The organism is Janthinobacterium sp. GMG2, from assembly GCF_033949445.1.
Classification (GTDB): Bacteria; Pseudomonadota; Gammaproteobacteria; order Burkholderiales; family Burkholderiaceae_D; genus Janthinobacterium; species Janthinobacterium aestuarii.
In genome coordinates, this window is the sequence record NZ_JAXAWA010000002.1 from 394,855 (window position 1) to 421,374 (window position 26,520).

The window sequence follows — 26,520 nt, forward strand, 5'->3', positions numbered from 1 at the left end:
CCTCAGGTCTTGATTGTACTGATGGTGTCGTAGATCGGCCCCAGCACCGACAACATGATCCAGCCCAGCAGCAGGCCCAGGATGACCGTCATGGTCGGCTCGATCATGGCTTGCACTTTTTCAATCAATTCCTTCACTTCGCGGTTGTAAAAGTAACTGACATTGCGCAAGGCCGTGTCCAGCGATCCCGTGGCCTCGCCCACCTTCAGCATGCGGATCACGAGCGGCGGGAAGATGCCCGTGTGCTGGAAGGCGGCCGTCACGCCGTAACCCTCGCTGATCAGCTGGGCGGCGCGGCGCAGGCCTGCCGCCACCACCTGGTTGCCGGCGATGCCTTCGGACAGGCGGATGCATTCGAGTATCGTGATGCCGGAAGCATACATCAGGGCGAAAAACGTGGCGAAGCGGGCCAGGATGATCTTGTGCAGCACGGGTCCGACCAGCCACAGCCGCAGCTTCAAGCCATCCCAGGCATAGCGGGCCGCCTCGCTGCGGCGGATGAGCGCGCGCAGCCCGAAGAACAGCAGCACGGGCAAGGCCAGCAGCACATACCAGTAATTGATGAAGACATTCGACACGGCAATCAGCACGCGCGTGTGCAGCGGCAGCTCGCCGCCCATGTTGCGAATGAACGCCGTCAGTTGGGGGACCAGATAGATCATCAGGAAAAACGTCACGGCCGCCACGACGATGGCGACGATGATTGGGTACATGATGATCTTGCGCGTCTGCGAGGCCAGCTCGTCCTGCCATTTCAGACTTTCCGACAGGTTCTTGAAGACTTCGGCGATCTTGCCGCTCTGTTCGCCCGCCAGTATCAGACTGGTGAACGTGGCGTCGAAGATGTCGCCATGCTGGGCCAGCGCGCCCGACAGGGGCAGGCCGCCTTCGATGCTTTCGATCAGATCCGTGACGACTTCGCGCAGGCGTGGGTGGTCCGTGCTTTCGCGCAAGTCGTTCAAGCCATCCAGGATGGGCACGCCCGCGCCCGTCAATTGCTCCATGTGGAAGCAGAAATTGATCAGGTCGCGGCGGTGGATGACCCGCTTGCCCAGCAGCACCAGATACTGGCCCGTGATCTTGCAGTCGATCAAGTCGAGCTGCATGCGGTGCAGGCGTGCTTCCAGGTCCGGCACGTTGGCCGCCTCCATGCTGCCGGGAATCAGTGTGCCGGCGGCATCCATGGCGCGGTAGACATATTGCGCCATCAGGCCAGCCTTTCCGTCAGGTCGACCACGCGGCCCACTTCTTCCAGCGTGGTGACGCCTTCCATCACGCGGCGCATGCCGTCGTCGACGAGGCCCTTGAAGCCGCCCGCGCGCGCCGCGTTCTTCAATTCGCGCGAACTGGCGCGGCGCGCCGTCAATTCATCGAGTTCGGCCGTCATCTTGAGGATTTCCATGATGGCCAGGCGGCCCTTGTAGCCCTGGTGCGCGCAGCGCTCGCAGCCGACGGCGCGGCAGATGGACACGGGCGCATCGGTTGCCGCCAGGCCCAGCAGCCGGCGCTCGACGTCGTCGGCGATCACGGTTTCCTTGCAATGCGGACACAAACGGCGCACGAGACGCTGCGCCACGATGCCGATGATGTTGCCGGCCATGATATCGGGCAGGATGCCGATATCGAGCAGGCGCGAGATGGAGCCGATGGACGAGTTCGTGTGCAGGGTGGAATACACCTGGTGCCCCGTCATGGCGGCGGCAAAGGCCATTTCCGCCGTTTCGCGGTCGCGGATCTCGCCTACCAGGATGATGTCCGGGTCTTGCCGCATCATCGAGCGGATGCCGTCGGCAAAGCCCAGCTTGACGGATTCGTTGACGGAGGTCTGGCGTATCATGTTCATCGGATACTCGACCGGATCCTCCAAGGTCATGATGTTGACGCTTTCCGTATTGATGTGATTGATGATCGAATACAGGGTCGTGGTCTTGCCGCTGCCCGTTGGACCCGTCACGAGGATCACGCCGTCGGGCCGCGCGATCATGAGTTTCAGCAAGTTCAGTTCCGCCTCGGCCAGGCCCAGGGCATCGAGCGGCACGATGCCTTTCTGACGGTCCAGCACGCGCAGCACGAAGTTTTCGCCATGCGTGGTGGGCTGCGCCGACGCGCGGAAGTCGATTTGCCGCCCGGAAAACTTGATGCTGATGCGCCCATCCTGCGGCGCGCGCGCCTCGGCGATATTCATGTTCGACATCACCTTCAGGCGCACGGCCATGGCTGGCCAGTACGATTTGTGCAGGCTGCGGATTTGCCGCAGGATGCCGTCGATGCGGTAGCGGATGCGCAGGAACGACTGTTCCGGCTCGAAATGGATGTCCGAGGCGCCGTTTTGCACGGCATCGGCCAGCAGCGCATCGATCAGGCGCACCATGGGCTGGCTGTACTCGTCCGACGGCGAGGCCATGCTTTGATAGCTGACTTCGCCCGTTTCGATTTCGTGCAGGATGCCGTCGATCGACAGTTCAAAACCATAGTACTGGTCGATGGCGCGCGAAATGTCCGATTCGTTGACGAGCACGGTGGAAATCGTGATGCCCTTGACCAGCATGGCGCTGATCTGGTCGAGCGCGACGATGTTGCTCGTGTCGGCCATGGCCAGGATCAGATTGTCCGCCTGCCGTTCATACACGATGGGGAATACGCGGTAGCGCTTGGCCACGTCCTTCGGGATCAGTTTCAAGGCGATGGCGTCGACCACCAGGCTCGACAGATCCGCGCTGACCTGTTTCAGGTTTTCGCTGAGCGCTTCGCGCACGGTGGCTTCCGTAACGAAACCCAGGGTGATCAGCAGCTTGCCCAGCGGCTCGCTGCTGCGCCGCTGCTCGATCAGGGCGATGCGCAGCTGGTCTTCGCTGATCACGCCTTTCTGGATCAGCAATTTGCCCAGCGGAAGTTTTGCCTGTTCTGCCATGTAATGCTTATTCCTGACGGGGTGTGATGGTGATGGCCGGGTCGGCCTGGGCCGCCGGCGCGGGGGCCGCCAGTTCGCGCAAACGCGTTTGCACGACGGCCTGGTCGAACGCGGCGGGCGCGGTTTGCGCCAGGGTCAGGGCGCGCTGGTAATAGGTGGCGGCCAGTTTCGGCTGGTTCAGCCGGTCCAGGCCCACGGCCAGGTTGAAGGCATAGTCGGGATTGCCGGGCGCGGCGCTGTAGGCGCGGAAAAATTGCTGCTGCGCTTCGTTCCAGCGGCGCTGCTTGGCGTACACATTGCCCAGTGCAAACAGCACGGGGCCGCTGTCGGGGGTACGCGCCAGGATGGCTTTCAGTTTTGCTTCGCTCTGCACGACGTCGCCCTGGCGCAAGCCGATCAGGCCGGCCAGCGCTACGCCATCATCGGGATTGATTTCCAGCAAACGCACGTACAGCGACGCCGCCTGCGCGCCCTGGTTCTCGCGCTGGGCCACGGCTGCCAGGCCCAGCAGCGCATCGCGGTTGTTGGCATCCTGCTGCAGCACGCTTTCATATTGCTGGCGCGCCGCGCCCAGCTGGCCTCCGTTAAAGGCGTGGTAGGCTTGCTGCACGCCGGGGTTGATCTGCGGCGCCGTATCGTTGCGTACTACCTGGATCTGGCTGTTGTCGGGCGCGGCCACCGGTGGCAGGCTGGGCGGCGCAGGCGGCTGCAGTTGCGCCAGCTGGGCGGCCACGGCCGCTTGCGCGGCGGCTTGTATCATCGCCTGCTGTTCCGCCGCGCCGGCCGGCTGGCGCTGTTCGCGCGGCATGTCCTGCGGCAGCGGTGCGGGCGCGGGGGCATCCGGCAGGGCGCCGCCGGCCCCGGGCAGCACCACGATGGGCCCGGCAACGCCGGACGTGCCCGGGGCGTCCGTCAGCGGCATGGGTACGCCGGGCAGGTTGGCGCCCGCGCCGGGGCTGCTGCTGGCGCGCCAGTACCAGTACGCCATGGAGCCGGCCACCAGCAGCAGGATCGCCAGCAGCACGGCCAGGCGCACGGTGGCCGGGTCGACGCTGATGGGACCGGTGGGACCTTTCGGCGGCGGATTGCTGCGGCTGGCGCGTGGCTTGGCGGGCGGCGGTTCCGGACGGGCGCGTGGTGGCTCGGGGGGCGGGCCGGCTTGCGGACCGGGCTGGGCGCTACTCGGCTCGGGCTGCGGCGCCGGAGCGTCCGGCAGCGGTTCCAGGCGCAGGGTGCTTGCCGGCTGCACGGGCGGTGGCGCAACCGGCGCGGGACGGGGCGGCGGGGCGTCGGCCGGCGCCAGTTCCAGCACCTGGTCGTAGGCTTCGGACGGCTTTTCCAGCTCCTCGTCGGAAAGGCTGTTCTGCTTGGCGCGCTCGGCTTTCTTGAGCGCCTGCATCAGCAAGCTCATGGGACGTCTCCCTGCAGGCGTGCCTGCGGCTGGACGGCGGGCGCCGGCGGGCCATCCGTGTACGGCTGGCTGTTGAGCGGCGCCTGGCCGGGCAGCAGATAACGGTAGTCGCGGTAATCGCCCTCGACGCTGGCATCCTTGACGACGACGGGGCGCATGAAGATCACCAGTTCCGTCTTGCTGCTCGCTTCATTACGATAGGTAAACAAATTGCCGACCAGGGGCAGGCTGGACAGGCCGGGCACGCCATCCTTGGCATTGTCGACGGAGTCCTGCATCAGGCCGCCCATCACGGCGATCTGGCCATTGCCCACCTTCATGATCGACTCCAGTTCGCGCGCCTGGATCACGGGCACGCGGTTGCGCACGTTTAGCGCGGCCAGGGCCGGATTCGGGTCCTGCTCATAGCCGACGATGCGCGTGATGGTGGGGCGCACGTTCAGGGTCACTTCATCGCTGTCGGAAATCTGCGGCGTGACGCTCATGACGAAGCCGACGGGCACGGTTTCCAGTTTCGATTCATACGTGGCGGGCGTGGTGATGGTGCCCGTCGAGCTGATCACGGCAGGCGTTACCTTGATGGTAAAGAAGACATTGTTGTCGACCACCTTCAGCATGGCCGTCTGGTTGTTGAGCACGCTGATCTTCGGGCTGGACAGCACTTTCACCTTGCCGAACGACTCGAGCAGCTGGATGGTCGTGCTGAAACTGTCCTTCAGATAATTGAGCACGAAGATACCCGGCGTGGCGCCGGGCGTGACGCCGCTGCTGAGGGCAGTCGTACCCACTTGCTGCTGCCGCAACTGCAAGCTGCCCGTCAGGCGCGACCAGTTGATGCCTTGCTGGTATTCATTGCTCAGGCGCACTTCCATGATGGTCGCCTCGATCAGCACTTGCCGCTTGGCGCTATGCAATACCGCATCGAGGAATTCGGCGATCTTTTCGTGCTGGCGGCCCGTGGCCCGCACGGCGATCAAGCCGCCTTCCACGTTGACGACGACGGACGAGGGAGTGCCCTTGTTGGCGAGTTTCAGCAGCGGCAGGCCGTTCGCGTCGAGCGGCTGGGACGGGTTTGCGTTGGTATTGCCCTGCTGCTGGCCTGGCGCAGACTGGCCGCCAGTCTGCATCGGCGCCTGGCTGCCGTATTGATTGCCGGCCTGATTCTGCTGCTGGAAAGGCTGGCCTTGCTGTCCCTGCTGTCCCTGCTGCCCTTGTTGACCGGGCATGCTCGTCAACTGCTGGTTCAGCTGCGCCAGCGGGTCCACCTGCACATCGTTGAGTGTGGTCTCGCGCAGCAGGTCGCGGATATTCTTTTCCAGGCTGTACCAGAAATTGTTTTCCGAACGATTCACGACCAGGGTGGTCGAGTTGTTATTGCCGTTGCCGCCGCTGCCTTGCGTGCCGCCGACGGGGTTGCTGGCGCTGTTCGACCCGCCGCCCGCCGTGGAAATTTGCGTGGCGATATTCACGCTGCTGTTGGTGCTGCGCGCCATGTTGACGTAATCGACCTTGTAATTGCGCCATACGGGCGCGTCGGGCAATACCGTCAGGTTCTTGCCATCGATTTCGTAGCGCATATCGACTTGCTTGCCGATACGCGTCAGCAGTTGCGGCAGGGTCTGGTTCAGCGCATTCAGGGTGACGCTGCCTTCGATCTGCGGGTGGATGTCGATATTCATGCCCGCGTCGCGCGCCAGCGCAAACAGCAGCGATTGCACGGGCACCTTGTGCACGGTGACGCTGTAGGTTTCCACTTTTGGCGCAGGCAGGGGCGCGGCCAGCGCGCTGCTTTGCTGCACCGGTTCGGGAATGGCGCCGGCGGGGCGGGGCGGGGTATTGATGTGGGCAGGCGACAGCGGCGTTTGATGCGTGGCGCAGCCGGCCAGCACGGTGCTGCAGGCGAGGGCGACCCAGGAGGCCAGCACAGGAATAGGGTGTTGATTCATGAAAAGTTCGCCCTTGAAGTCGTGTTGTGCTTTTGTAATTTTACCCAGCATGATCGCCTAAAAGCAATCGGGTGTGCGGGCCCCGGAGGCAATATACCGAAATAAAGTCAGGGGGCGCCACGCCCCGTTTGTGCTGGTGTCGCGGCTTTCATTTCCGCACGGATACTATCTATGTCGTACAGCAATATTTTCTGTGGCGACGCAGGGGCCAGCCGGGCCCAGACGGCCTCGGCGCTGGCCCGGTCGGCGAAGCTGCCGTAGACGATATCCAGGCGCCCGGCGGCGCTCGCGGACGCCGCGCCGGGCAGGCGAAACACGTGCAGGTCGCGCAGGCCGATGGCTTGCTGCGCCTGCTGCAGGAAAGCTTCCGCTGCGGCCGTTTCGGTGGCGGGCAGGCTGGCGATGTGCAGCACCAGTTGCTGCGGTCCTTGCCGTGCCAGCCAGTCGCGCGATTCCGCCAGCTTGCTGTCGAGCAGCGTCGACGGCGCAGGCAGCGGCGCGCGCGGGGCCGCAGCCGGGGCCGGGATCGCCGCTGTCGTCCCCGGCGCTAGCCATTGCCACAGCAGCGCAGCGGCCAGCAGCAGCATCAGTGCGCTCAAGGCGCCCGCCACCAGCTTGCCCGCATGCCAGGGCGGCCGGTGAAATGGGCTGTCGGCAATGGCCAGGCGCACGTGGCGCGCGCCGATTTCCTGCGCATCGTCCGCAAACGCGGCCAGCAAGGCCTTGTCGGCGAGGATATTGACCCTGCGCACAATGCCTTGCGCCGCGCGGGCCAGCCGGCGCAGCGCGGACGGTGTGAAGACGAGCGGCGCCATGCGGCCGGCGGCGGCCAAGCGGCAGGCCAGATAATCGTTCAGCAAGGCTTGCGGCAGGCGCGGCACGGTAAAACTGTGGGTGATGCGCTCCTTCAATTGGCGGAACTGGGGCAAGTCCAAGGTGTGCTGCAATTCCGGCTGGCCAAACAGCACGATCTGCAGCAGCTTGTGGCTTGCCGTTTCCAAATTCGTCAGCAGGCGCAGCGCTTCCAGGGTTGCGCCCGGCATGGCTTGCGCTTCTTCGGCCAGCAGTACCACCTGGCGCCCTGCAGCATGCCTGCCTATCAGCTCGCCATGCAGGGCGCGCAGCACGGCATCGGCGCGGCAACCGTCCAGTTCCAGGCCCAGTTCGGCGGCGATGGCGTGCAGGACTTCGTCCGGCTCCAGGCGGGGATTGAGCAAATACAGCACGTCGACCTGGGGCGGTAGGCGCTCGGCCAGCATGCGGCACAGCATGGTCTTGCCGCTGCCCACTTCGCCCGTCAGCTTGATGATGCCTTCGCCTTGCGTGACGGCATACAGTAGCGCGTCGAGCAGTTCGCCCCGTGTATTGCCCGTATAAAAAAAGGCCGGGTCCGGCGTGATGCCGAACGGCGCCGTGCGCAAGCCGAAATGGCGCAGATACATGCCGTGCGGCGAGGGCGCGTAGTGGCTGGAAACCTGCGTGCCGGTGTTCATGCCGCGATGCAATTGAGAAAAGCCTGTTCCAGGCTGGCGCCGGCCGCACCGCCATGGCGGGCGCGGCATTCGGCGGGCGTGCCTGTAAACACGATGCGGCCCGCATGCAGGATGGCCATGCGGTCGCACAATTCTTCCACGTCGGCCAGCGCATGCGAAGTGAGCAGGGCGCCACGGCCCTGCGCGCGCGCTTGCCGCAGCACTTGCTTGAATTGCGCGCGCGCTTTCGGGTCGAGTCCGCTCATCGGTTCATCGAGCACCAGTTGCCGCTTGCCCGACAGCAGGCAGGCGGCCAGTCCCAGTTTCTGCATCATGCCTTTTGAATATGCGCGTGCGGGGCGCAGCAGGGCGTCCGGCGCCAGGTCCAGCGCATCCAGCGCTTGCTGCACGGCTTGCGTATCGGGGCGCACATCGTGCAGGCGCAACAGGTAGCGCAGGAAATCGCCGCCCGTCAGGTAATACGGTGCCTGGAAGCGTTCCGGCAGAAACGACAGGGGCTGGCGCGCCGCGCCGTGCCGGTGCGGCTGGCCGAAGATGGCGATATCTCCCCGCTCTGGCGTGCAAAAGTCCAGCAGGCATTTGAGCAGGCTCGTCTTTCCCGCGCCATTCACGCCGACGAGGCCGAACAGTTCCCCCGCGCGCACCTGCAGGTCGACGCCGCGCAGCACGGCGCTGCCCGCCAGTTGCAGATGCACGTTGTGGAACTCGATGGCGCAGGCGTTCATAGGGGCAATGGTCGGCAGGAAAGGCGGTGAACGACCGCCATTATTGCCATGGGCGCAGGTGGGCGGCAAGCGTTTCCTTGCAGTGTGTTGAAATGCGCAAAAATCAAACGTTGGAATGTATTTTCTTTAAGAAACAACAGGTTCTGGAATAAAATACCCCCGCGCGCCGCTGGCGTGTATCGTCTGTGGAATTTGTTTGTCGAGGAGTATGCAATGGCAAGGCCAGAGAAAGTCCGGCTCGGTGAAATTTTGGTACAGCAGAAACTGCTGACGGAAGAACAGTTGGGCCAGGCCTTGACGGAACAGAAGCGTTCGGGACGCAAGCTGGGCCGCGTTTTTGTCGAGCACGGCTTCGTCACGGAAGAGCAGATTTCGGGCGCGCTGGCGCGCCAGCTCGACATTCCTTACATCAATCTGAAGTTTTTCAACATCAATCCCGAACTGGTGCGGCTGCTGCCGGAAACGCAGGCGCGGCGCTTCCGCGCGCTGGTGCTGGAAGACCGCCGCGAAGGCTTGCTGGTCGGCATGTCCGATCCGACCGACCTGTTCGCGTACGATGAAATTTCGCGCCTGGTCAAGCGCCAGATCGAACTGGCCGTGGTCAATGAAACGGAAGTGCTGGCCGCCATCGACCGCATCTACCGCCGCACGGAAGATATCTCGACCCTGACGCGCGAGCTGGAGCAGGACCTGGGCGACGTGTCCGTCGACTTCGGCGCGCTGGCCGCCAATCCGGGCCTGGAAGAGGCGCCCATCGTCAAGCTGCTGCAATCGGTGTTCGAGGATGCCACGCAGGTGCGCGCTTCGGACATCCATATCGAGCCGCAGGAAGGCCGGCTGCAAATTCGTTTCCGCATCGACGGCGTGCTGCACCTGCAGACGGAAGCGGACAGCAAGATCGCCAGTTCGCTGGCGCTGCGCTTGAAACTGATGTCGGACCTCGATATTTCCGAGAAGCGCTTGCCGCAGGATGGCCGTTTCGCCATCCGCGTGAAAAACCAGCGCATCGACGTGCGTATTTCCACCATGCCGACGCAGTACGGCGAATCGGTGGTGATGCGTCTGCTGAACCAGGGCGGCACGACCTTGCGCCTGGACGCCATCGGCATGCCGCCCAAGCTGGTGCAGCAGTTCCGCGCCATCGTCAGCCGCCCGAACGGCCTCGTGCTGGTGACGGGGCCGACCGGCAGCGGCAAGACGACGACCTTGTATTGCGCCTTGTCTGAACTCAATTCCGTGGAAAAAAAGCTCATCACGGTGGAAGACCCCGTCGAGTACCGCTTGCCTGGCATTAACCAGGTGCAAGTGAACGAGAAGATCGAGCTGAACTTTGCCAGAGTGCTGCGTTCGGCCTTGCGGCAAGATCCCGACATCGTGCTCGTCGGCGAGATGCGCGACCAGGAAACGGCGCAAATCGGTCTGCGCGCCGCCATGACGGGCCACTTGGTGCTGTCGACCCTGCATACGAACGATGCCATCAGCACGCCGCTGCGGCTGATGGACATGGGCGTGCCCCGCTACATGGTGGGCAGCTCGCTGCAAGCCGTGCTGGCGCAGCGCCTGGTGCGCGTGATCTGCGAAAGCTGCAGCACGCCGTACCAGCCCACGCCGAACGAATATGAATGGCTGCGCCTGGAACTGGGCGAGCTGGTCGAGCGCAACCAGTATTTCCACGGCAAGGGCTGTTCGCATTGCAACGGCATGGGTTACCGGGGCCGTACGGGCGTGTACGAATTGCTGGAAATCACGCGCGCCGTGGCCGATGCCGCCAACCATGCCGACCCATCGCACTTCATGAAGGTGGCGACGGCGCAGATGGCGGGCGAAACCTTGCGCCGCCACGCCGTGCAACTGGTGGTACAGGGCCGCACGACGGTGATGGAAGCGATGCGCATCAGCAACCAGAGCGAGGATTGAGGTGCCGTTTTTCTCCTACAAGGCACGTAGCGCCAGCGGCGAACTGCTGACCGGCGTGATGGAAGGCGCCGACAGCGGCGCCGTGGCCGACCAGTTGATGGCGGGCGGCAGCACGCCCGTCGATATCAGCGCCACGAAACAGACGGTGACGAAGGCCGGCGCCAACCAGCTGGGCTGGTGGGCCAGGCTGACCGAGAAAAAAGTCACGCCCATGGACGTGCAGCTGTTCAGCCGCCAGCTGTACACCCTGCTCAAGGCGGGTGTGCCCATCATGCGCGGCCTGGCCGGCTTGCAGGAGTCCGCCATCAGCCCAGCGTTCGGACGCATCATCAAGGATGTGCGCGAGTCGCTCGACGCGGGGCGTGAGCTGTCGGCCGCCATGGCGCGCCATCCCACGATCTTCACGCCGTTTTACTTATCGATGGTGCGCGTGGGCGAAATGACGGGGCGCCTCGACGAAGTGTTCCTGCGCCTGTTCAACCACCTGGAATTCGACCGCGACATGCGCGCGCGCGTGAAAACGGCGACGCGCTACCCGACCTTCGTCGTCTTCGCCATGCTCGCCGCCATGATCGTGGTGAATATCTTCGTCATTCCCCAGTTCGAGAAAGTGTTCGCCAGCTTCCACGCGGAACTGCCCCTGATGACGCGCATCCTGATCGGCACGTCGCGCTTCACGGTGGCGTACTGGCCCATCCTGCTGATGCTGGGCGTGGGCGGCTTTTTCGGCTGGCGCGCCTGGCTGCGCACGAAAGAGGGCTTATACAAATGGGACCGCGCCAAGCTGCGCCTGCCGATCGCCGGCAAGATCATCCTGAAGGGCACGATGGCCCGCTTTGCGCGCAGTTTCGCCTTGTCGAGCACGAGCGGCGTGCCCATCGTGCAGGCACTGACCGTGGTGTCGCAAACGGTCGACAATACTTATCTGAGCGCGCGCGTGGAACAGATGCGCGACGGTGTCGAGCGCGGCGAAAGCATCTTGCGCACCTCGGTCGCGGCCGGCGTGTTTACGCCCGTGGTGCTGCAGATGATCGCCGTGGGCGAGGAATCCGGTTCGCTCGACGACCTGATGGACGAGATCGCGGACATGTACGAACGCGAAGTCGACTATGAATTGAAGACCCTGTCGGCGCAGATCGAGCCGATCTTGATCGTCTTCCTCGGTGCCATGGTGCTGGTGCTGGCGCTGGGCATCTTCCTGCCGATCTGGGACCTGGGCCGGGCGGCCCTGCACTGATGGCAAAACCGTTCCGCCAGCGCGGTTTCACCCTGTTCGAGCTGGCGGTGGTGGCGGGCGTGTTCGCCATCCTGGTGGCGGTATTGTTGAACCGGGTCGGCTATTACCAGCAGCAGGCGCAGCAGGTGGCCGTGGCCCAGATGCTCGGCGTCTTGCGCACCAGCTTGCGGGTGCAGGTGCTGCAGCTGTACCTGGCGGACCGGCGCGACAGAATGCCGGCGCTGGCGCGGCAAAACCCGTTCGACTGGCTGATGGATAAACCGGCCAACTACCTGGGCGAGTTCGCGCAGCCGGACCTTGCAAAATTACCGGCAGGGAATTGGTTGTACGACAAAAAAGAACAAAAAATTATCTATTTGTTTAGTAATGGCAATATTTTTCCCGCTACAAGGGTTGATTCAGTGAAATTTAAGGTAACCTTGCCGGGTGCGGACGCCGATCTTGACAAGCTCTCCCGGGAGCCCGATATCGTGGTGTGGAAATCGCCGGACTCGGCAGCAAACTGACGCACTTCCTAGTCTGGTGCAGCGACAGTTTCATGGCGTTGGTTTTAATGTTTTTATTTGATTTTGGAGAGCAGGTATGAATAAGTCTTTACGTAGTATGAAAAGCGGCGCCCAGGCAGGTTTTACCCTGATCGAACTGATCGTCGTCATCGTGATCCTCGGCATCCTGGCAGCGACGGCGATTCCTAAATTCATCGACATGTCGACCGATGCGCGTATTGCCAAGATGAATGCGGCGGTAGGCGCCATGAAGGCGGGTGCGGCGCTGTACCATGCGCAGTGGCTGGTCAAGGGCTCGGTCGATACGCCGAAGGTGCAGATGGAAGGCAAGGAGATCGAGGGTGCATTTGGCTACCCGACAACTGCCAGCATCATCGATGCTGCAGGCTTGACCGATCCTGATTACAAGTTTTCCGGTGGTGTCGTGACGCCTGATGCAACGCGTACAGGGTGCAAGGTTACCTATGTCGCCCCTACTGCCGCAGGTGGCGCGCCGACCATCACGCCTGCTCTGGATATTGCAGATTGTAAATAATTTGCACTGATTTGCAAGGATGGCCAGCTAATGCCCGGCTTTCCTTGCGCACCACCAGCCCAACCCCAGGCGCCAGCCCGTTGGGCTTTTTTACGGGCCATCCATTGCAGCAGCCACCGACAGTTTGTCCGCATCGTCACGCAGTGCCGCCAGGCTCGCTGAGGCGTACGCCTGCGCGCGGCTTTACCTTGATCGAACTGGTGGCCGTGATGGTGATCGCCGGCCTGCTGGCGACCTTTGCCGTCAACCGGTTTTTCCAGCGCGACACTTTTGACGTGCGCAGTGCCAGCGATCAGGTGGCAAGTATCGTGCGCTATGGGCAAAAGCTTGCGGTAGCGCAAAACCGTCCCGTGTATGTCCGCATCAATGCCAAAAGCATGGCCCTGTGTTTCACGCAGGCCTGTGACAGCCCGGCCAGCCGCACCGTGCCACCCACTGGCACGAACAGCGGCAGCAAGGAAACCCTGCTCGCTTGCGGCGGGTGGAGCAACTGGCTGTGCGAAGGATGGCCGTCGTCCGTCACGCTGTCGGACGGCCCCGCCGGCTTTTACTTTGACCCGCTGGGGCGTCCGTATTACACGGTGTATGGCGATTTTCGCGAGATACTGGTGCTGGCCGTGGCGGGTGGCGGGCAGCAATACCAGATCAAGGTATCACCGGAGACCGGCTATGTGTACCGCTAGGCGCCATGCCGCCAGGCGCACCCAGGCCGGCGTGACCTTGATCGAACTGGTGCTTTTCATCGTCATTGTGGGCGTAGCGGTGGTGGGCATCCTCGGCGTGATGGACCTGACGACGCGCAACAGCGTCGACCCGCAGCTGCGCAAGCAGGCGCTGGCCATTGCGGAAGGCATGCTCGACGAAATCGAGGGCGCGCGGTTTACTTTTTGCGCAGTGAACGACCCGGCAGCCGAGACGGCCATCAGTGTGGCCGGCTGTGGTGTCGTGGAGGCGCCCGGGATACAGGGTGGTGCAACGCAGCGGCCTTATGACAACGTCAACGATTACGTGGCCAAGGATGGCAGCGCCATCACGTACACCACGGATGTGGCCGGCAATCCTTTTTCATCGCTTGCCAACCAATATGCGGCGACAGTCAGCATGAATTCCGTCGCGCTGAACGGTATCGCGGCACCGAATGTGCTGCATATCCAGGTCAGCGTCGCTTATGGCGACAAGCAGCAGGTCGTGCTCGACGGCTACCGCACGCGCTACGCGCCGAACAGCATCCCATGAATATCTATTTTTCCCGGCGCCGCGCGCGCGGCTTTACCCTGGTGGAGATGATCATCGTGATCGTCATCACCGGCATCATCGGCGGCATGGTGGCCATGTTCATACGCCTGCCCGTGCAAGGTTATGTTGATGCCAATGCCCGCGCCGACCTGGCCGACGTGGCCGATACGGCCGTGCGGCGCATCGCGCGCGACCTGCGTCTTGCGCTGCCCAATAGTGTGCGTGTCAGCACGAATGGCAAGTACCTGGAGCTGCTGCTGACGAAATCCGGCGGCCGCTACCTGTCTGAGGATGATCCGCCAGGCCTCGGGGCCGTACTGGCTTTCAATCCCGTCGGCCCTGGTGTCGATCCCAATCAATTCACTGTCGTCGGAAACGTGCCGGCGATCGCGCCCGGCGACTTTATTGCCGTCTACAATATGGGCGATAACCTGCCGGACGCCTACGGCTGTGCTGTCAACGGCGGCATTTGCAATCTGGCGCAGGTCGCGGCTGTCAGCGGCGCCGTGGTGACCTTGCAGGGCAATCCCTTCCTCGCGCAGTCGCCGCAAAAATTTCCTTCGCCATCGCACCGTTTTCAGGTCGTGACGACGCCTGTCAGCTATGTTTGCGATCCGCAGACCGGTACCCTGACGCGCTATTCCGGCTATACCATCCAGGCAGCGCAGCCGCTCAATGCGGCGGCTGCGCCGCTGTCGACTGCTCCTGTGCGTGCCTTGCTGGCGCAAAAAATCCTGAAGAACACGCTTGGCAGGTCTGGCGTTCCCGCGACGGAAGCAACTCCGCCCGAAGGTTGCTTTACCTATGAAGTACTGAAAAATGTGCCGCGCGGCTTGCTCAGCATCGTGCTGAGCCTCGGCGCGGAAAACAGCAACACGGGAACGCTGCGCCTGGTGCAGCAGGTACAGGTCAGCAATACGCCATGACTACATTTTCCTTGCGCCGCATGCGCGGTTTCAGCCTGGTCACGGCGATTTTCCTGTTGGTGGTGCTGGCGGGTCTGGGCGCCGCGATGGTGAATATTTTTACCCTGCAGCAGGTTGAGTCTGCACTGGACGTGCAGGGCGTGCGCGCCGAGCAGGCCGCCCGGGCAGGTATCGAGTGGGGCGTGTACCGGCAGTTGGTCGATGGACAGTGTGATCCCGTCAAGTCGTTTGCCTTGCCTGCAGGCACCTCGCTGTCTATCTTTTCCGTCAACGTGCAGTGCAGTCGCGGCACCGGTCCCGGCACCTTGACCAGCTGGACCATCACGGCCACCGCTTGCAACCAGCCTGGGCCTGCCGGCTGCCCGAACGCGGGCAATAACCCCGATTACGTCCAGCGCCGCCTGCAAGCCGTGTTGTCGCAGTAAGGTCAACTGCGTGAAAAAAAGATCGCTAATTTATTGTTTTTACACAATAAAGTTGGCTTCATGAATTAAAATTGGCTGGATGCATTAACTGCGCGACAAGATCGGGCAGGCACTTACACTGGATAGTTCGCATGGGTTTATTCGCAAGAGCAAAGAAGTACGATGGCTGGCTGGCCACGGCGTTTGGCCGCGAGGGCGTCAGCGCTGTCGTGGTCGAACGTCCCGCCGGCGGCATGCCGCGCGTGCTGCGTGCCAGCTATCAGCCGGCCGCACGGCCGGCGCCGGCCGAGGTGCTGGAAAAACTGGGCAAGGAGCTGCAGGCACCAGCGCGCCACTGCACCAGCGTGCTGGCTGGCGGCGAATACCAGCTGCTGTCGCTGGAAGCGCCGGCCGTGCCGCGCGAGGAGTTGAAGACGGCCGTGGGCTGGCGCCTGAAGGACATGCTGGACTTTCCGCTGGCCGACGCCACTATCGACGTGTTCGACATTCCCGGCGATCCGAACGGCACCCAGCGGGGCAGCAGCGTGTTTGCCGTCGCCGCGCGCAACGGCGCCGTGTCGCGCCGCCAGGCGCAGTACGCCGAATGCAAGATCGGCCTGTCCGTGATCGATATCCCCGAAATGGCGCAGCGTAATATCGCCACCTTGCTGGAAACGCCGGGACGCGGCATCGCCGTGCTGTTTTTCGATGGCGACGGCGGCTTGCTGACCATGAGTTTCAATGGCGAGCTGTACCAGGCGCGCCGCATCGACGTGACCCTGTCGCAATTGCAGTCGCCCGATGCCAGCCAGTACTATGACCGCGTCACCCTGGAACTGCAGCGCTCGTTCGACCACTTCGACCGCCAGTTCCATTTCATTTCGCTGGCCCGGTTGATGCTGATGACGGGCGCCAGCGATGGCTTGCACGCCTATCTGGCCGACAATCTCTACATGCCCGTCGAGCAGCTGGACCTGGCCACCGTGCTGGACTTGTCGCAGGCCGCCGAATTGCGCGACCCCGCCATGCAGGCGCGCTACTTCCTGGCCATCGGCGCGGCCTTGCGTGAGCTTGGCCCGCACCCGGGCAAGCATGAAGGGAAGGGCGCATGAGCCAGCAGATCAATCTGTTCAATCCCCAGTTTGAACTGAAACAACACCATATGTCGGCAAGCACGGCCGGCCTGGGCCTGAGCGCGCTGGCGCTCGTCTTGCTGGTCCTCGGCGTGCTGGCCCGGCAGGCAATGGCCGGCCTGGAACAGCGCGAAGCGGGCGTCAAGGCGGCGCTGGCGCAAGTCGAGGCGAAGCGCGACCAGATTTTGCGCGATTACCCGCCACGCAAGAAAGATCCGGCCCTGGCGCAGGAACTGGCGGCCGTCGAGGCGCAGCGCCAGTTGCTGCAAGACGCGGCTAGCATGCTGGACAGCGGCAAGCTGGGCAATACTCTCGGCTATGCCGGCTATTTTCGCGCGCTGGCGCAGGCCAGGGTCGAAGGCGTATGGCTGACGGGCGTGGACATCGCCGGCGCCGGCAATGACTTCGGCTTGCAGGGCCGCGCCTTGCACGCGTCGCTGCTGCCCGCGTACATCACGCGCCTGGGCCAGCAGGAAATACTCAAAGGCAAGAGCTTCGCCAGCCTCGACATCGGCCAGCCCGAGCAGCCGGCCGTGGCAGAGGGCAAGGCGGCCAGCCTGCCTTACGTCGCGTTCAGCCTGCAGTCGGCGGAGCGTGCTGTCACGCCGGCCAAACCTGTTGCGGGAGGAACACGCTGATGCTGCCCTTGCTGAAGAAATGGGCCTCCGCCTTCGACGCCCTCAGCCTGCGCGAGCGGCTGATGGTGTTTGGCGCCGGTGCGGTCGCCGTCCTGTTCGTGTTTTATTTCATGAGCCTCAATCCCTTGCTGGCGAAGCATGCAGCGCTGGAAGCGAGCATTGCGCAAAAGCAAAGCCTGTTGACCGCGACGAACAAGGAAATCGAGCTGACCATGCTCGCCCATGCCACCGATCCCGACAAGGAAGCGCGCGCGCGCCTGCTGGCCCTGCAGGCGGAAACGGCATCCCTGGCGCAGGCGCTGCGCGAGAAGCAGCATGGCCTGGTGGCGCCCGAGCGCATGGTTACCCTGCTTGAGCACCTGCTGCGCCGGCATGCGGGATTGCGCCTGGTGTCGCTGAAAACCTTGCCCGGCAGCGCAGTCGGCGCACATCAGGCTGAAACCGCGAACGGCGATGCGGCAGCCAAGGCGGATGCCGCCAAGGCGCCGGCCCCGGCGCCGTTGCTGCACCAGCATGGCGTGGAAGTGGTGCTGCAAGGCAGCTATGCGGACATGGTGCAATACATGCAGGCGCTGCAAGCGATGCCGACGCGGGTCTTCTGGGGCGCCGCCCACCTCGATGCGGCCACTTACCCAAGCGCCACTTTGACCCTGACCTTACATACCCTCAGCATGGACGACACATGGATCGCACTCTGACCTTTGGTCCCGCGCTGCTGGCGCCTTTTCTTGCGTTGAGCCTGGCATGGCCGGGCGCGCAGGCGCAGGCGCTCGATGATCCGACGCGTCCGCCTGCGGCCCTGTGGGCACCCGCCAGCGCCGCGCCCGTCGTTGCGGCCAGGCCGCAGCTGCAATCGGTGCTCGTTTCCACCCAGCCGGGCGGACGCCGCCTGGCCGTCATCGATGGCCAGACGGTCAAGGTCGGCAGCAAGGTGGGCGACGCCGTGGTGACGGAGATCCACGACACGGCAGTGCTGTTGCGGCGTGGCAAATCACTGGAAACCTTCAAGCTGTACCCGAGCAGCAAGACCGATAACAAGGCCGATCGCAAGACCGATAGCAAGACCGGCAGCAAGCAGGAGTAGAAGAAGTGGCCAAGCAACTCAATCAACACAAGGCGAGCATGTTCAAGATCAGTACGATGGCGGCTGTCATCAGCGTCAGCCTGGGCCTGGGCGGCTGCAATGTCGCGCCCGTCAAGCGCGACACCTACAATGCGATCTCCGATGCCGTCAAGGGCGCGGCGGCCACCACGGCGCCAGCGGCCCAGCCCGATGCCGTGGAAGCGGCGCTGCTGCCGCCCGTGGCGGCCCTGGCCCAGCAATTGCCAAAGGCCCGCGCCGCGCTCGACGAGCGCTTCAACGTGGCTTTCAACAATGTGCCGGCGCGCCAGTTCTTCACTTCCATCGTGGCTGGCACACGCTACAACATGCTGGTCCATCCCGACATCGGCGGCACGATTTCCGCCAACCTGAAGGACGTGACCCTGTTCCAGGCGCTCGACGCCGTGCGCGAACTGTATGGCTACGATTACAAGGTCGAGGGGACGCAGATCTACATCAAGCCCCTGACCATGCAGACGCGTTTGTTCCACGTCAATTACCTGACGGGCGCGCGCCGCGGCAGTTCCAACCTGCGCGTCTCGTCGACGTCCGTGGGTTCGGTGGGCTCGACCAATTCGGGCGGCTCGGGCAATGGCGGCAACAACAACCAGGGCAACAACCAGAATAACGAGCAGAACCAGCAAACCAATGGCGGCCAGGGCGGCCGCACCCTGGACAGCAGCAACCTGACCACCTCGTCGACGGCCGATTTCTGGCCGGAATTGAGAGCGGCGCTGGAAGCCATCGTCGGCAGCAGCGAAGGCGGGCGGCAAGTGGTGCTGAGCCCGCAGTCGGGCGTGATCGTCATCCGCGCCATGCCGGAAGAGTTGCGCAATGTCGACATGTACCTGAAGGCCACGCAATTGTCCGTCGACCGCCAGGTGATACTGGAAGCGAAAATCCTCGAAGTCGAGCTCAACGACAACACGCAGACGGGCATCAACTGGGCCTCGTTCGCCTCGATCAAGAGCGGCCACACGAACCGCATCTCGACCGGCTTCATCCAGCCGGGCGGCACCCTGGCGCCGCTGCCGTTCAACGGCGGCCAGCCGCCCAACATGACCACCGGCAATGGCCTGACGGCCAGCAGCGGCTTTGGCCTCAGTTCGGCGGCCAACGCGGCCGGTTCCATGTTCGGCCTGGCTTTCCAGACGGCCAATTTTGCCGCCATGATTTCCTTCCTGGAATCGCAAGGTTCCGTGCACGTGCTGTCGAGCCCGCGTATCGCCACCATGAACAACCAGAAGGCCGTGCTGAAGATCGGCACGGACGAGTTTTACGTGACGGGCGTGTCGACCACGACGAACACGACGGCCAGCGGCGCGACGACCAGCCCCAACGTGACCTTGCAGCCCTTCTTTTCCGGCGTGGTGCTGGACGTGACGCCGCAGATCGATGCGGATGGCAACATCATCCTGCACGTGCACCCGTCCGTCAGCCAGGTGTCGACCATCAGCAAGGAAATCGACCTGGGCAGCGCCGGTTCGCTGAAACTGCCGCTGGCCGCATCGAGCACGTCCGAGATGGACAGCATGGTGCGCAGCCAGGATGGCCGCATCGTCGCCATCGGCGGCCTGATGCGCCAGGCCACCACGGCGGACCGTTCGCAGGTGCCGGGCGCGGGCGACCTTCCCGTACTGGGCGCGCTGTTCCGCAACACGGGGCAGGTGATCCAGAAGCGCGAGCTGGTGGTGCTGATCAAGCCGACCATCGTCGATGGCGCCAACAGCTGGAACGAGGACTTGCTCGATTCGGGCAAGCGCATCGAGGCGCTCGACCCGCGCCGACCGTCGGAGCGGCGCTAAATGTACCAGGCCCATTTCGGCTTGCGCGAGGCGCCGTTCGGCCTCACGCCCGATACCAGTTTCTTCTTCAACGGCCCGCAGTCGCAAAAGGCGCTCAACACCCTGCTGGTGGCGGCGCGCAATGGCGAGGGCTTCATCAAGATCACTGGCGAAGTGGGGACTGGTAAAACCTTTTTGTGCCGCAAGTTCATGCAATCGTTGGGGCCGGATTTCGTCACGGCCTACATCCCGAATCCGAACTTGCCGCCCCGTTCGCTGATCCTGGCGCTGGCGGACGACCTCGATGTGCTGCTGGAGAAAGATGCTGATCAGCATCAGTTGCTCAAGTCCCTCAACCTGCGCCTGCTCAACCTGGCGGCGCAAGGCAAGCGCGTGCTGCTGTGCCTGGACGAAGCGCAGGCGATTCCCGTCGATAGCCTCGAAGCGCTGCGCCTGCTGACGAATCTGGAAACGGAAAAGCGCAAGCTGCTGCAAATCGTGCTATTCGGCCAGCCGGAACTCGACGTCAAGCTGGCCCTGCCGGAAATTCGCCAGCTGGCGCAGCGCATCACCTTTCACTACCACCTGGGTCCGCTGTCGCGCGATGACGTGGATTTCTATGTGGCGCACCGCCTGCGCGTGGCCGGCTTCGATGGCGCGCGCCTGTTCAGCCGTGGCGGCGTGCGCAAGCTGTACCAGGCTTCCGGCGGCATCCCGCGTCTGATCAACATCATGGCGCACAAGGCGCTGATGGTGGCGTATGGCGAAGGCCGGCAGCAGGTCAGCGGGCGCCACGTGGCGCTGGCCGCCAGCGACACCCTGGCCAGCAAGCCGCGCTTCTGGCAGAAGCCCTGGCCATGGCTGGCCGGCGCCGGCGTGCTGGCCGCCGCTTGCGGCGTGAGCTGGACTTTATTGAACCGATGACGAAGATGAGCCTGTAGATGAGCCTGATTAACAAGATGTTGCAAGACCTCGATGCGCGCGGCACCCCCGATGGACGCGGCGACGCGGCCGGTATCCGCTCCGTGCCCGAACGCGAGCGGGGCCTGCCGCGCGCGCTGGTCTTTGGCGGCGCTGCCGGCTTGACGGCCGCCGCCATCGCCCTGGGCTGGGTCTACCTGAAGCGCCCGGCCGTGCCGCCCGTGCTGATCAATGTGGCCAGTACGCCTGTTCTGGCTCCCTTACCAGTGCCGGTGTCTGTCGTTGCACCGGCTCCCGTGGTGGCTGCACCAGTTGCGCCCGTCGTGGCGCTTGAACCCGAACCCGTGTTCCAGGCCGAGAAAGTTGCTCCCGCGCCCGCCAAGGCGCGGCCCGCCGAATTGCGCCGCATCGCGGAAAAAGCGGCCAAGCCTGCCGCTGCGTCCGTCGTGAAAACGCCAGCACCTGCCGCCAGCGAACGCATCATCGACGGCAAGCACGTCACTGCCCAGCAGCGCGTGGAGAACGAATACCGGCGCGCGCTGGCCCAGTTGCAGGATGGCCGCGTCTCCGACGCCATGCTGGCCTTACAGCAGACCCTGCAGCTGGACCCGCGCCACCAGGGCGCGCGCGAAACCCTGGTGCGTCTGCTGCTCGAAGCGCAGCGCCCCGACGAGGCGGCCCGCCAGTTGCAGCTGAGCCTGGCATTGGACCCGAAACAGCCGGCGCAAGCGATGATGCTGGCCCGTCTGCAGCTGGACAAGGCCAACGGCGGCGTGGCCGCCCTCGATACCCTCACGCGCAGCTTGCCGTATGCGACCGACAACGGCGAATACCACGCCTTCCTGGCCGGCGTGCTGCAGCGCGAACAGCGCTACCGCGAAGCATCGGAGCATTATCAGCAGGCCCTGCAGACGGCGCCCGACAACAGCGTCTGGTGGATGGGCCTGGGCATCGCCTTGCAAGCGGACAACCACCCAGCCCAGGCGCGCCAAGCGTTCGAGCGGGCCAAGGGCTTGCAAACCCTGTCGCCGCAATTGCAGGCGTTTGTCGAGCGCAAATTGGTGCAGCTGACGGCGGCTGTGTCGAAGTAACTTTTACCTCAATGAAAGAAACCAGCTTGAAACCTCGCAATCTTCTCATCGTCCTGTGCTGCTTGGCCAGCAGCGCCCTGGCCGCGCCCGCCAGTGTCCCTGCCAGCTACGTGCTGGAAAATACGGAAGTGCGCGACATTCGTGCACAAGCCCTGAAACGCGACTATCAGCTATATGTCGCCTTGCCCGATTCCTATCGGCAGGGAAATAAACGCTATCCGGTGCTGTTCGTCGTGGACGCCAATTACTCGTTCCCCATCGTGCGCAATATCGCGCAGCGTCTGAACAAGCATGCGGGGATGGAAGAAGTCGTGGTGGTCGGCCTGTCGTACGCCAACGGCGATGGCGGGGTGTACAGCCGCCGCCGCGACTACACGCCCACCACGCCGCGCAAGCACGATTACCGCTCGGACATGCCGGGGCGGCAACCAGCGTTTGGTGAAGCGAAGGCGTATGGCCAGTTCATCTCGGGCGAGGTGTTTCCCTTTATCGCCAGTAACTATCGCGTCAACATGCAGCGCAAGGTCTTCATTGGCCATTCCTACGGCAGCCTGCTGGGTCTGCAATTCCTGCTGACGGAACCGCGCACCTTCGAGCACTACATTCTCGGCAGCCCGTCGCTGTGGTACGACGCTGGCGTCATGTTCGACCGCGAGCAGGCGTATGCCGCCAGCCACAAGGACTTGCCTGCATCCGTGTTCTTCGGCATCGGCGGCCTGGAAAAGCTGGCGGCGGGCAAGAAGCGTTCGCGTTTGGAGGAAGAGGCCGACATGCTGGCCGACTTGCGCGAGTTCGACGGCAAACTGAAATCGCACAAGTACCCGGGCCTGAAGACGCGCTTGCGCGTGTTCGAAGATGAAGACCATGCGAGCGTGTTTCCCTTTATTTTGACGCATGGCTTGCGCGCGTATTTGAAGTCTTCAAACTGACGGTTCTGTTACTGGCCGTTTGAATTCGCAGCCACGCAGTGGGCGGGGTATAATTTTCTCAGTTGAAGTTCTTAAACCAAACGACAATATCCCCATGAAAACCTCTGATGCTGATAAAAAAGCGACTTCGCCACTGAAAATATTGGCGATTTCATTTCTATTGACAAGCGCTGTATTCGCCAATGCCCATGCTGAAGGTAATTCACCTGCGGACAAGTCAGTTGACTACGCTGCTGAAATTGACAGCTTGATCAAGGAAACCAGTCCAAGAAGTTTCAATGGGGTGATTCTCATCACGCAACATGGGAAAACAATATACTCAAAAGCCTATGGCTATGCGGATTTTGAAAATAAGGTGCCGTTGAAACTGGATGACAACTTCAGGATCATGTCGAATAGCAAGCAGATCACGGCAGCGCTGATTTTGCGGGAAATTGAAAAAGGCAGGATAGACTTGCATAGTCCCGTTAGAAAATACTTGCCTGATTTGCCGCAGGCGTGGGCCGACAAGGTGACCGTGCATCAGTTGCTCAACTTTTCGGCAGGAATCACCGAGATTGACGCACCGCTGAGCTTCCAGCCCGGAACGGACTTTTTATATGGCGTGACGACGTACGCCATGCTGGGGCATATTTTTGAAAAAGTAAGCGGGAAAAAGTATATCGAAGCGGCAAATGACTTGTTCAAAGAGCTGGCAATGGACAATAGTTTTTGCTATGAGGAAGGCAAGAAGAATAACGTTATCAATGGCTATGTCAATTCGAAAAATGTATTCGCATTGAAAATGCATCCTGTTCAGGGGCAAGGCTGGGTTGATTTTATTCCCGCTGGAGGCATTGTTTCAAATGCAAGGGATTTGAATGCATGGGATGAAAAACTTCATAAGGGGAAAATCTTAAAGCCGGAAACCTACAAGCTGATGACAAATTATGACATATCCAGTCAGCACGTCGCTTTCGGTGCTGAAAAAAATGGCTATGGTTATGGTGTCTATGTCAGTGACAAGACGCCGATTAAATACATCGGCCACTCCGGAAAAGGCTTGGGCTTTGCATCAATCAAAATGTATTTCCCTGAAAAAGATGTCGACGTTGTTGTCCTGGAAAATCAGTTCAGCGAAGACAGCGCCCTTCATTACTATTTTGAAATAAAAATAAGAGAAATAGTGATGAATAGCAATCTTTTGAGATAGTAAAGATCACTTCGAATCATCATTTTTGCAGGCTGCCTGCGAAACTTGTCATCAAGGCATTCGCGTATTGCGACCCATGCCAATAAGCGCTACAACCGCGCTTCATCCCCCCACACATGCCGCATGCTGAAGCGCACGCCCGCATCATCTTCGTGCAGCGAGGAAACGATGGCGAACTGGCTGTCGCCCGTGTCGCGCGGCGTCATCTGCGATAGCTGGGCGGCGGCCAGCGGCGCGCCCAGCGGGTCGCTGAGCGGGTGGACCTGGCCGGCGCCCCGTTGCGTGACGACGCCCAGTTCGCCGCTGCGCAGGCGCACCAGGGTGCCAGGCGGATATTTGCCCAGCAGATTGACGAACTGTTCTCCCAGCAGCGGATCGATAGGTACGCCCTGGTCGAGGAAGATGTGCTGCAGCGCCTGGTCGGGCACGATGGAGCGCCGGTAGTTGCGCGCCGAGACGCGGGCGCAATAGCGGTCGGCCAGGCCGATCAGCTTGGCGTTTTGCAGGATTTCATCGGCCGTGCGCCCCTGCGGGTAGCCGCTGCCATCGTCGTTTTCATGGTGCAGCAGTACACAACTGAGCCACTCCTCGTCGTCGACGCCGGCGCAACGCAACAGTTCCGTGCTTTCCTGCGGATGCTGGCGCACGATGCGCATTTCCTCGTCATTCAGGGGGCCACGCCGGTCCTGGAAGCTGTCGTGGTGGCGCAGCATGCCCACGTTCATCGTCAGCGCGGCCGCACCGATCAACAGTAATTCATCGTGGGACTTGTGCATGCTGCGGCCCACCAGCATGGCCAGCAGCGCCGTTTCGATGCAGTGGCGCACGGCGTAGCTGCCGGCGATCTGGTTGAGCAGGATGCTGGCCAGCGCGATGTCGGCATCGTGCTCGAGCGCGCGCAGCAGTTCGCGGGCGATGTCGCGCACGTCGCGCTCGGCATTGTTTTCGCTGCGCAAGGCCAGCAACAGGCGCTCCAGGCGCTGCGCCGCCTCGTTGAGCAGGCGCAAGACGGACGGCTGGTCCGGCGCGCCCACGTACAGGCCCAGCTGCAGCAAACGGCCCAGCTGCGCGCCGTCCGTGATGATCTGCCCCTTGCGCAGTTGCGGGCCGGCACTATGGTCCGCGAGAAACAGATCCCAGGGCAGGGGTTCGCCGGGAACCAGGTCGGCCGGGCCGATGCGACGCTGTACCATGCTTGTTATCCTTTGCCCCGCCGCAGCGGAGCAGTGCGGTATTAAATGCTGCGCAGGCGCTCGAGCGCCAGGCGCAAGGTTTCGTCTTTCTTGGCAAAGCAGAAGCGCACGATGCCCGACTCCTTGCCCTGCGCATAAAACGCGGACACGGGAATGGCGGCCACCTTGATTTGCGTCGTCAGCCATTCGGCGAACTGCGCTTCGCTCTCTTGCGAAATGGCATCGTAGCGCACGCACTGGAAATACGTGCCGTCGGCTGGCAACAGGGTAAAGCGGCTGCCCGCCAGGCCATCGCGGAACAAGTCGCGCTTGCGCTGGTAGAACGCGGGCAAGTCCAGGTAGGGCTGCGGGTCGGCCATGTAGCCGGCCAGGCCGTGCTGCATCGGCGTGTTGACGGTAAAGACGTTGTACTGGTGCACCTTGCGAAACTCCGCCGTCAGTGCGGCCGGGGCGGCTACATAGCCGACCTTCCAGCCCGTCACGTGATACGTCTTGCCGAAGCTGGAGACGATGAAGCTGCGCGCCGCCAGTTCCGGGTTGCGGCTCAATGAGGCGTGCGGCACGCCGTCGTACACCATGTGCTCGTAGACTTCGTCGGACAGTATCAAAATTTGCGTGCCGCGCACGATGTCGGCCAGTGCGGCCACATCGGCGGGGCGCAAGATCGTGCCCGTCGGGTTATGCGGCGTGTTGATGATGATCAAACGCGTCTTGCTGCTGACGACCGCGGCCAGCTTGTCCCACGGCACGTTGTAGCCGTGTTCACCCACCTCCATGGAGACGAGCACGGGCACGCCGCCGGCCAGTTCTATGGCGGGCAGATAGCTGTCGTAGGCCGGTTCGATGACGATGACTTCGTCGCCCGGGTGCACGCAGCACAGGATGGCGGTGGTGAGCGCCTGCGTGGCGCCGGCCGTGACGGTGATTTCCGTGCCGGCATCGTAGCTGTGACCGTACAGGCTGGCGATCTTCGCGGCAATCGCTTCACGCAAGGGCGCGGCGCCCGTCATCATCGGATACTGGTTGTGGCCGGCGCGCATGGCGTCGCTGACGCGGTCGACCAGTTCAGGCGCGCAATCGAAGTCGGGAAAACCCTGGCCCAGGTTGACGGCGCCATGCTGGGCCGCCAGGCTGGACATGCGGGTAAACACGGTGGTGCCGACAGCAGGCAAGCGGGTGGTCAGGGCGGGAGTCGTGTAGGGCAGGGACGGGCTGTTCATGAACGGTAGGGGCGCGGTGCGGAAAGTGGAATCGTGTCCCATTCTAGCGCAGCGCGCCCCGTTGCGTGCG

The 26,520-nt window shown here is 62.8% G+C and carries 25 protein-coding genes; 17 read left to right on the forward strand and 8 right to left on the reverse strand.

What is annotated here, in order from left to right; genetic code table 11:
- Positions 1 to 2: 2 nt before the first annotated feature.
- The 6 genes from SKZ59_RS07835 to SKZ59_RS07860 all read right to left on the reverse strand — a co-directional run bounded on the left by SKZ59_RS07835 (position 3) and on the right by SKZ59_RS07860 (position 8,555).
- Positions 3 to 1,208 carry a type II secretion system F family protein gene (locus SKZ59_RS07835; protein ID WP_319991311.1) on the reverse strand — a complete coding sequence of 402 codons (1,206 nt, stop codon included), beginning with the start codon at positions 1,206 to 1,208 and terminating at the stop codon, positions 3 to 5.
- The gene (locus SKZ59_RS07840) at positions 1,208 to 2,911 is read right to left on the reverse strand and encodes a GspE/PulE family protein (RefSeq protein WP_034755312.1); all 1,704 of its coding nucleotides are present in this window, start codon (positions 2,909 to 2,911) and stop codon (positions 1,208 to 1,210) included. The genes SKZ59_RS07835 and SKZ59_RS07840 overlap by 1 nt, the downstream gene beginning before the upstream one ends.
- A gap of 7 nt (positions 2,912 to 2,918) precedes the next feature.
- Positions 2,919 to 4,322: a tetratricopeptide repeat protein gene (locus tag SKZ59_RS07845; RefSeq protein WP_319991312.1), complete on the reverse strand. Its 1,404-nt coding sequence runs from the start codon at positions 4,320 to 4,322 to the stop codon at positions 2,919 to 2,921.
- Entirely contained in the window at positions 4,319 to 6,268 is a 1,950-nt protein-coding gene (gene mshL, locus SKZ59_RS07850; RefSeq protein ID WP_319991313.1) for a pilus (MSHA type) biogenesis protein MshL, read from the reverse strand. The genes SKZ59_RS07845 and mshL (SKZ59_RS07850) overlap by 4 nt, the downstream gene beginning before the upstream one ends.
- A 107-nt stretch (positions 6,269 to 6,375) precedes the next feature.
- Complete coding sequence (locus tag SKZ59_RS07855; RefSeq protein WP_319991314.1) at positions 6,376 to 7,761, reverse strand: ExeA family protein; 1,386 nt, start codon at positions 7,759 to 7,761, stop codon at positions 6,376 to 6,378.
- Positions 7,758 to 8,555, reverse strand: a complete 798-nt coding sequence (locus tag SKZ59_RS07860; RefSeq protein WP_319991315.1) for an ABC transporter ATP-binding protein — start codon at positions 8,553 to 8,555, stop codon at positions 7,758 to 7,760. Before SKZ59_RS07860 ends, SKZ59_RS07855 begins: the two co-directional genes overlap by 4 nt.
- A gap of 144 nt (positions 8,556 to 8,699) precedes the next feature.
- On the opposite strand from SKZ59_RS07860, the gene SKZ59_RS07865 reads away from it, so the two are divergent.
- The 17 genes from SKZ59_RS07865 to SKZ59_RS07945 all read left to right on the forward strand — a co-directional run bounded on the left by SKZ59_RS07865 (position 8,700) and on the right by SKZ59_RS07945 (position 24,037).
- Positions 8,700 to 10,403, forward strand: coding sequence for a GspE/PulE family protein (locus tag SKZ59_RS07865; RefSeq protein WP_070305056.1), 1,704 nt, complete (start codon positions 8,700 to 8,702; stop codon positions 10,401 to 10,403).
- A gap of 1 nt (position 10,404) precedes the next feature.
- Complete coding sequence (locus SKZ59_RS07870) at positions 10,405 to 11,640, forward strand: type II secretion system F family protein (RefSeq protein WP_034755322.1); 1,236 nt, start codon at positions 10,405 to 10,407, stop codon at positions 11,638 to 11,640.
- The gene (locus SKZ59_RS07875) at positions 11,640 to 12,146 is read left to right on the forward strand and encodes a type II secretion system protein (RefSeq protein ID WP_319991316.1); all 507 of its coding nucleotides are present in this window, start codon (positions 11,640 to 11,642) and stop codon (positions 12,144 to 12,146) included. The genes SKZ59_RS07870 and SKZ59_RS07875 overlap by 1 nt, the downstream gene beginning before the upstream one ends.
- Before the next feature lie 76 nt (positions 12,147 to 12,222).
- Entirely contained in the window at positions 12,223 to 12,681 is a 459-nt protein-coding gene (locus SKZ59_RS07880) for a type II secretion system protein (protein WP_319991317.1), read from the forward strand.
- A gap of 143 nt (positions 12,682 to 12,824) precedes the next feature.
- On the forward strand, positions 12,825 to 13,364 hold the full coding sequence (locus tag SKZ59_RS07885) for a prepilin-type N-terminal cleavage/methylation domain-containing protein (protein WP_319991318.1): 540 nt from the start codon (positions 12,825 to 12,827) through the stop codon (positions 13,362 to 13,364).
- On the forward strand, positions 13,351 to 13,917 hold the full coding sequence (locus tag SKZ59_RS07890; RefSeq protein ID WP_319991319.1) for a type II secretion system protein: 567 nt from the start codon (positions 13,351 to 13,353) through the stop codon (positions 13,915 to 13,917). Before SKZ59_RS07885 ends, SKZ59_RS07890 begins: the two co-directional genes overlap by 14 nt.
- Positions 13,914 to 14,843, forward strand: coding sequence for a prepilin-type N-terminal cleavage/methylation domain-containing protein (locus tag SKZ59_RS07895; RefSeq protein ID WP_319991320.1), 930 nt, complete (start codon positions 13,914 to 13,916; stop codon positions 14,841 to 14,843). The genes SKZ59_RS07890 and SKZ59_RS07895 overlap by 4 nt, the downstream gene beginning before the upstream one ends.
- Positions 14,840 to 15,268 carry an agglutinin biogenesis protein MshP gene (locus SKZ59_RS07900; protein WP_319991321.1) on the forward strand — a complete coding sequence of 143 codons (429 nt, stop codon included), beginning with the start codon at positions 14,840 to 14,842 and terminating at the stop codon, positions 15,266 to 15,268. Before SKZ59_RS07895 ends, SKZ59_RS07900 begins: the two co-directional genes overlap by 4 nt.
- Before the next feature lie 131 nt (positions 15,269 to 15,399).
- On the forward strand, positions 15,400 to 16,359 hold the full coding sequence (locus SKZ59_RS07905; protein WP_319991322.1) for an agglutinin biogenesis protein MshI: 960 nt from the start codon (positions 15,400 to 15,402) through the stop codon (positions 16,357 to 16,359).
- On the forward strand, positions 16,356 to 17,018 hold the full coding sequence (locus tag SKZ59_RS07910; RefSeq protein WP_319991323.1) for an MSHA biogenesis protein MshI: 663 nt from the start codon (positions 16,356 to 16,358) through the stop codon (positions 17,016 to 17,018). The genes SKZ59_RS07905 and SKZ59_RS07910 overlap by 4 nt, the downstream gene beginning before the upstream one ends.
- Positions 17,018 to 17,716: a type II secretion system protein GspM gene (gene gspM / locus SKZ59_RS07915; protein WP_319991324.1), complete on the forward strand. Its 699-nt coding sequence runs from the start codon at positions 17,018 to 17,020 to the stop codon at positions 17,714 to 17,716. Before SKZ59_RS07910 ends, gspM begins: the two co-directional genes overlap by 1 nt.
- The gene (locus SKZ59_RS07920) at positions 17,701 to 18,102 is read left to right on the forward strand and encodes an MSHA biogenesis protein MshK (RefSeq protein WP_319991325.1); all 402 of its coding nucleotides are present in this window, start codon (positions 17,701 to 17,703) and stop codon (positions 18,100 to 18,102) included. Before gspM ends, SKZ59_RS07920 begins: the two co-directional genes overlap by 16 nt.
- A 38-nt stretch (positions 18,103 to 18,140) precedes the next feature.
- Positions 18,141 to 19,925, forward strand: a complete 1,785-nt coding sequence (gene mshL, locus SKZ59_RS07925) for a pilus (MSHA type) biogenesis protein MshL (protein ID WP_034756218.1) — start codon at positions 18,141 to 18,143, stop codon at positions 19,923 to 19,925.
- Positions 19,926 to 20,828: an ExeA family protein gene (locus SKZ59_RS07930; protein ID WP_034755331.1), complete on the forward strand. Its 903-nt coding sequence runs from the start codon at positions 19,926 to 19,928 to the stop codon at positions 20,826 to 20,828.
- A gap of 17 nt (positions 20,829 to 20,845) precedes the next feature.
- Positions 20,846 to 21,916, forward strand: a complete 1,071-nt coding sequence (locus SKZ59_RS07935) for a tetratricopeptide repeat protein (protein WP_319991326.1) — start codon at positions 20,846 to 20,848, stop codon at positions 21,914 to 21,916.
- Positions 21,917 to 21,942: 26 nt separating this feature from the next.
- Entirely contained in the window at positions 21,943 to 22,845 is a 903-nt protein-coding gene (locus SKZ59_RS07940) for an alpha/beta hydrolase (protein ID WP_319991327.1), read from the forward strand.
- Positions 22,846 to 22,939: 94 nt separating this feature from the next.
- Positions 22,940 to 24,037 carry a serine hydrolase domain-containing protein gene (locus SKZ59_RS07945; protein ID WP_319991328.1) on the forward strand — a complete coding sequence of 366 codons (1,098 nt, stop codon included), beginning with the start codon at positions 22,940 to 22,942 and terminating at the stop codon, positions 24,035 to 24,037.
- An 89-nt stretch (positions 24,038 to 24,126) separates the two neighbouring features.
- On the opposite strand, the gene SKZ59_RS07950 is transcribed toward SKZ59_RS07945, so the two are convergent.
- Positions 24,127 to 25,230 (reverse strand): HD-GYP domain-containing protein, encoded by a 1,104-nt coding sequence (locus SKZ59_RS07950; protein WP_319991329.1) that lies wholly within the window; start codon positions 25,228 to 25,230, stop codon positions 24,127 to 24,129.
- Positions 25,231 to 25,271: 41 nt separating this feature from the next.
- A complete protein-coding gene (locus tag SKZ59_RS07955; RefSeq protein WP_319991887.1) occupies positions 25,272 to 26,450 on the reverse strand; it encodes a pyridoxal phosphate-dependent aminotransferase in 1,179 nt (392 codons plus the stop codon).
- Positions 26,451 to 26,520 lie beyond the last annotated feature (70 nt).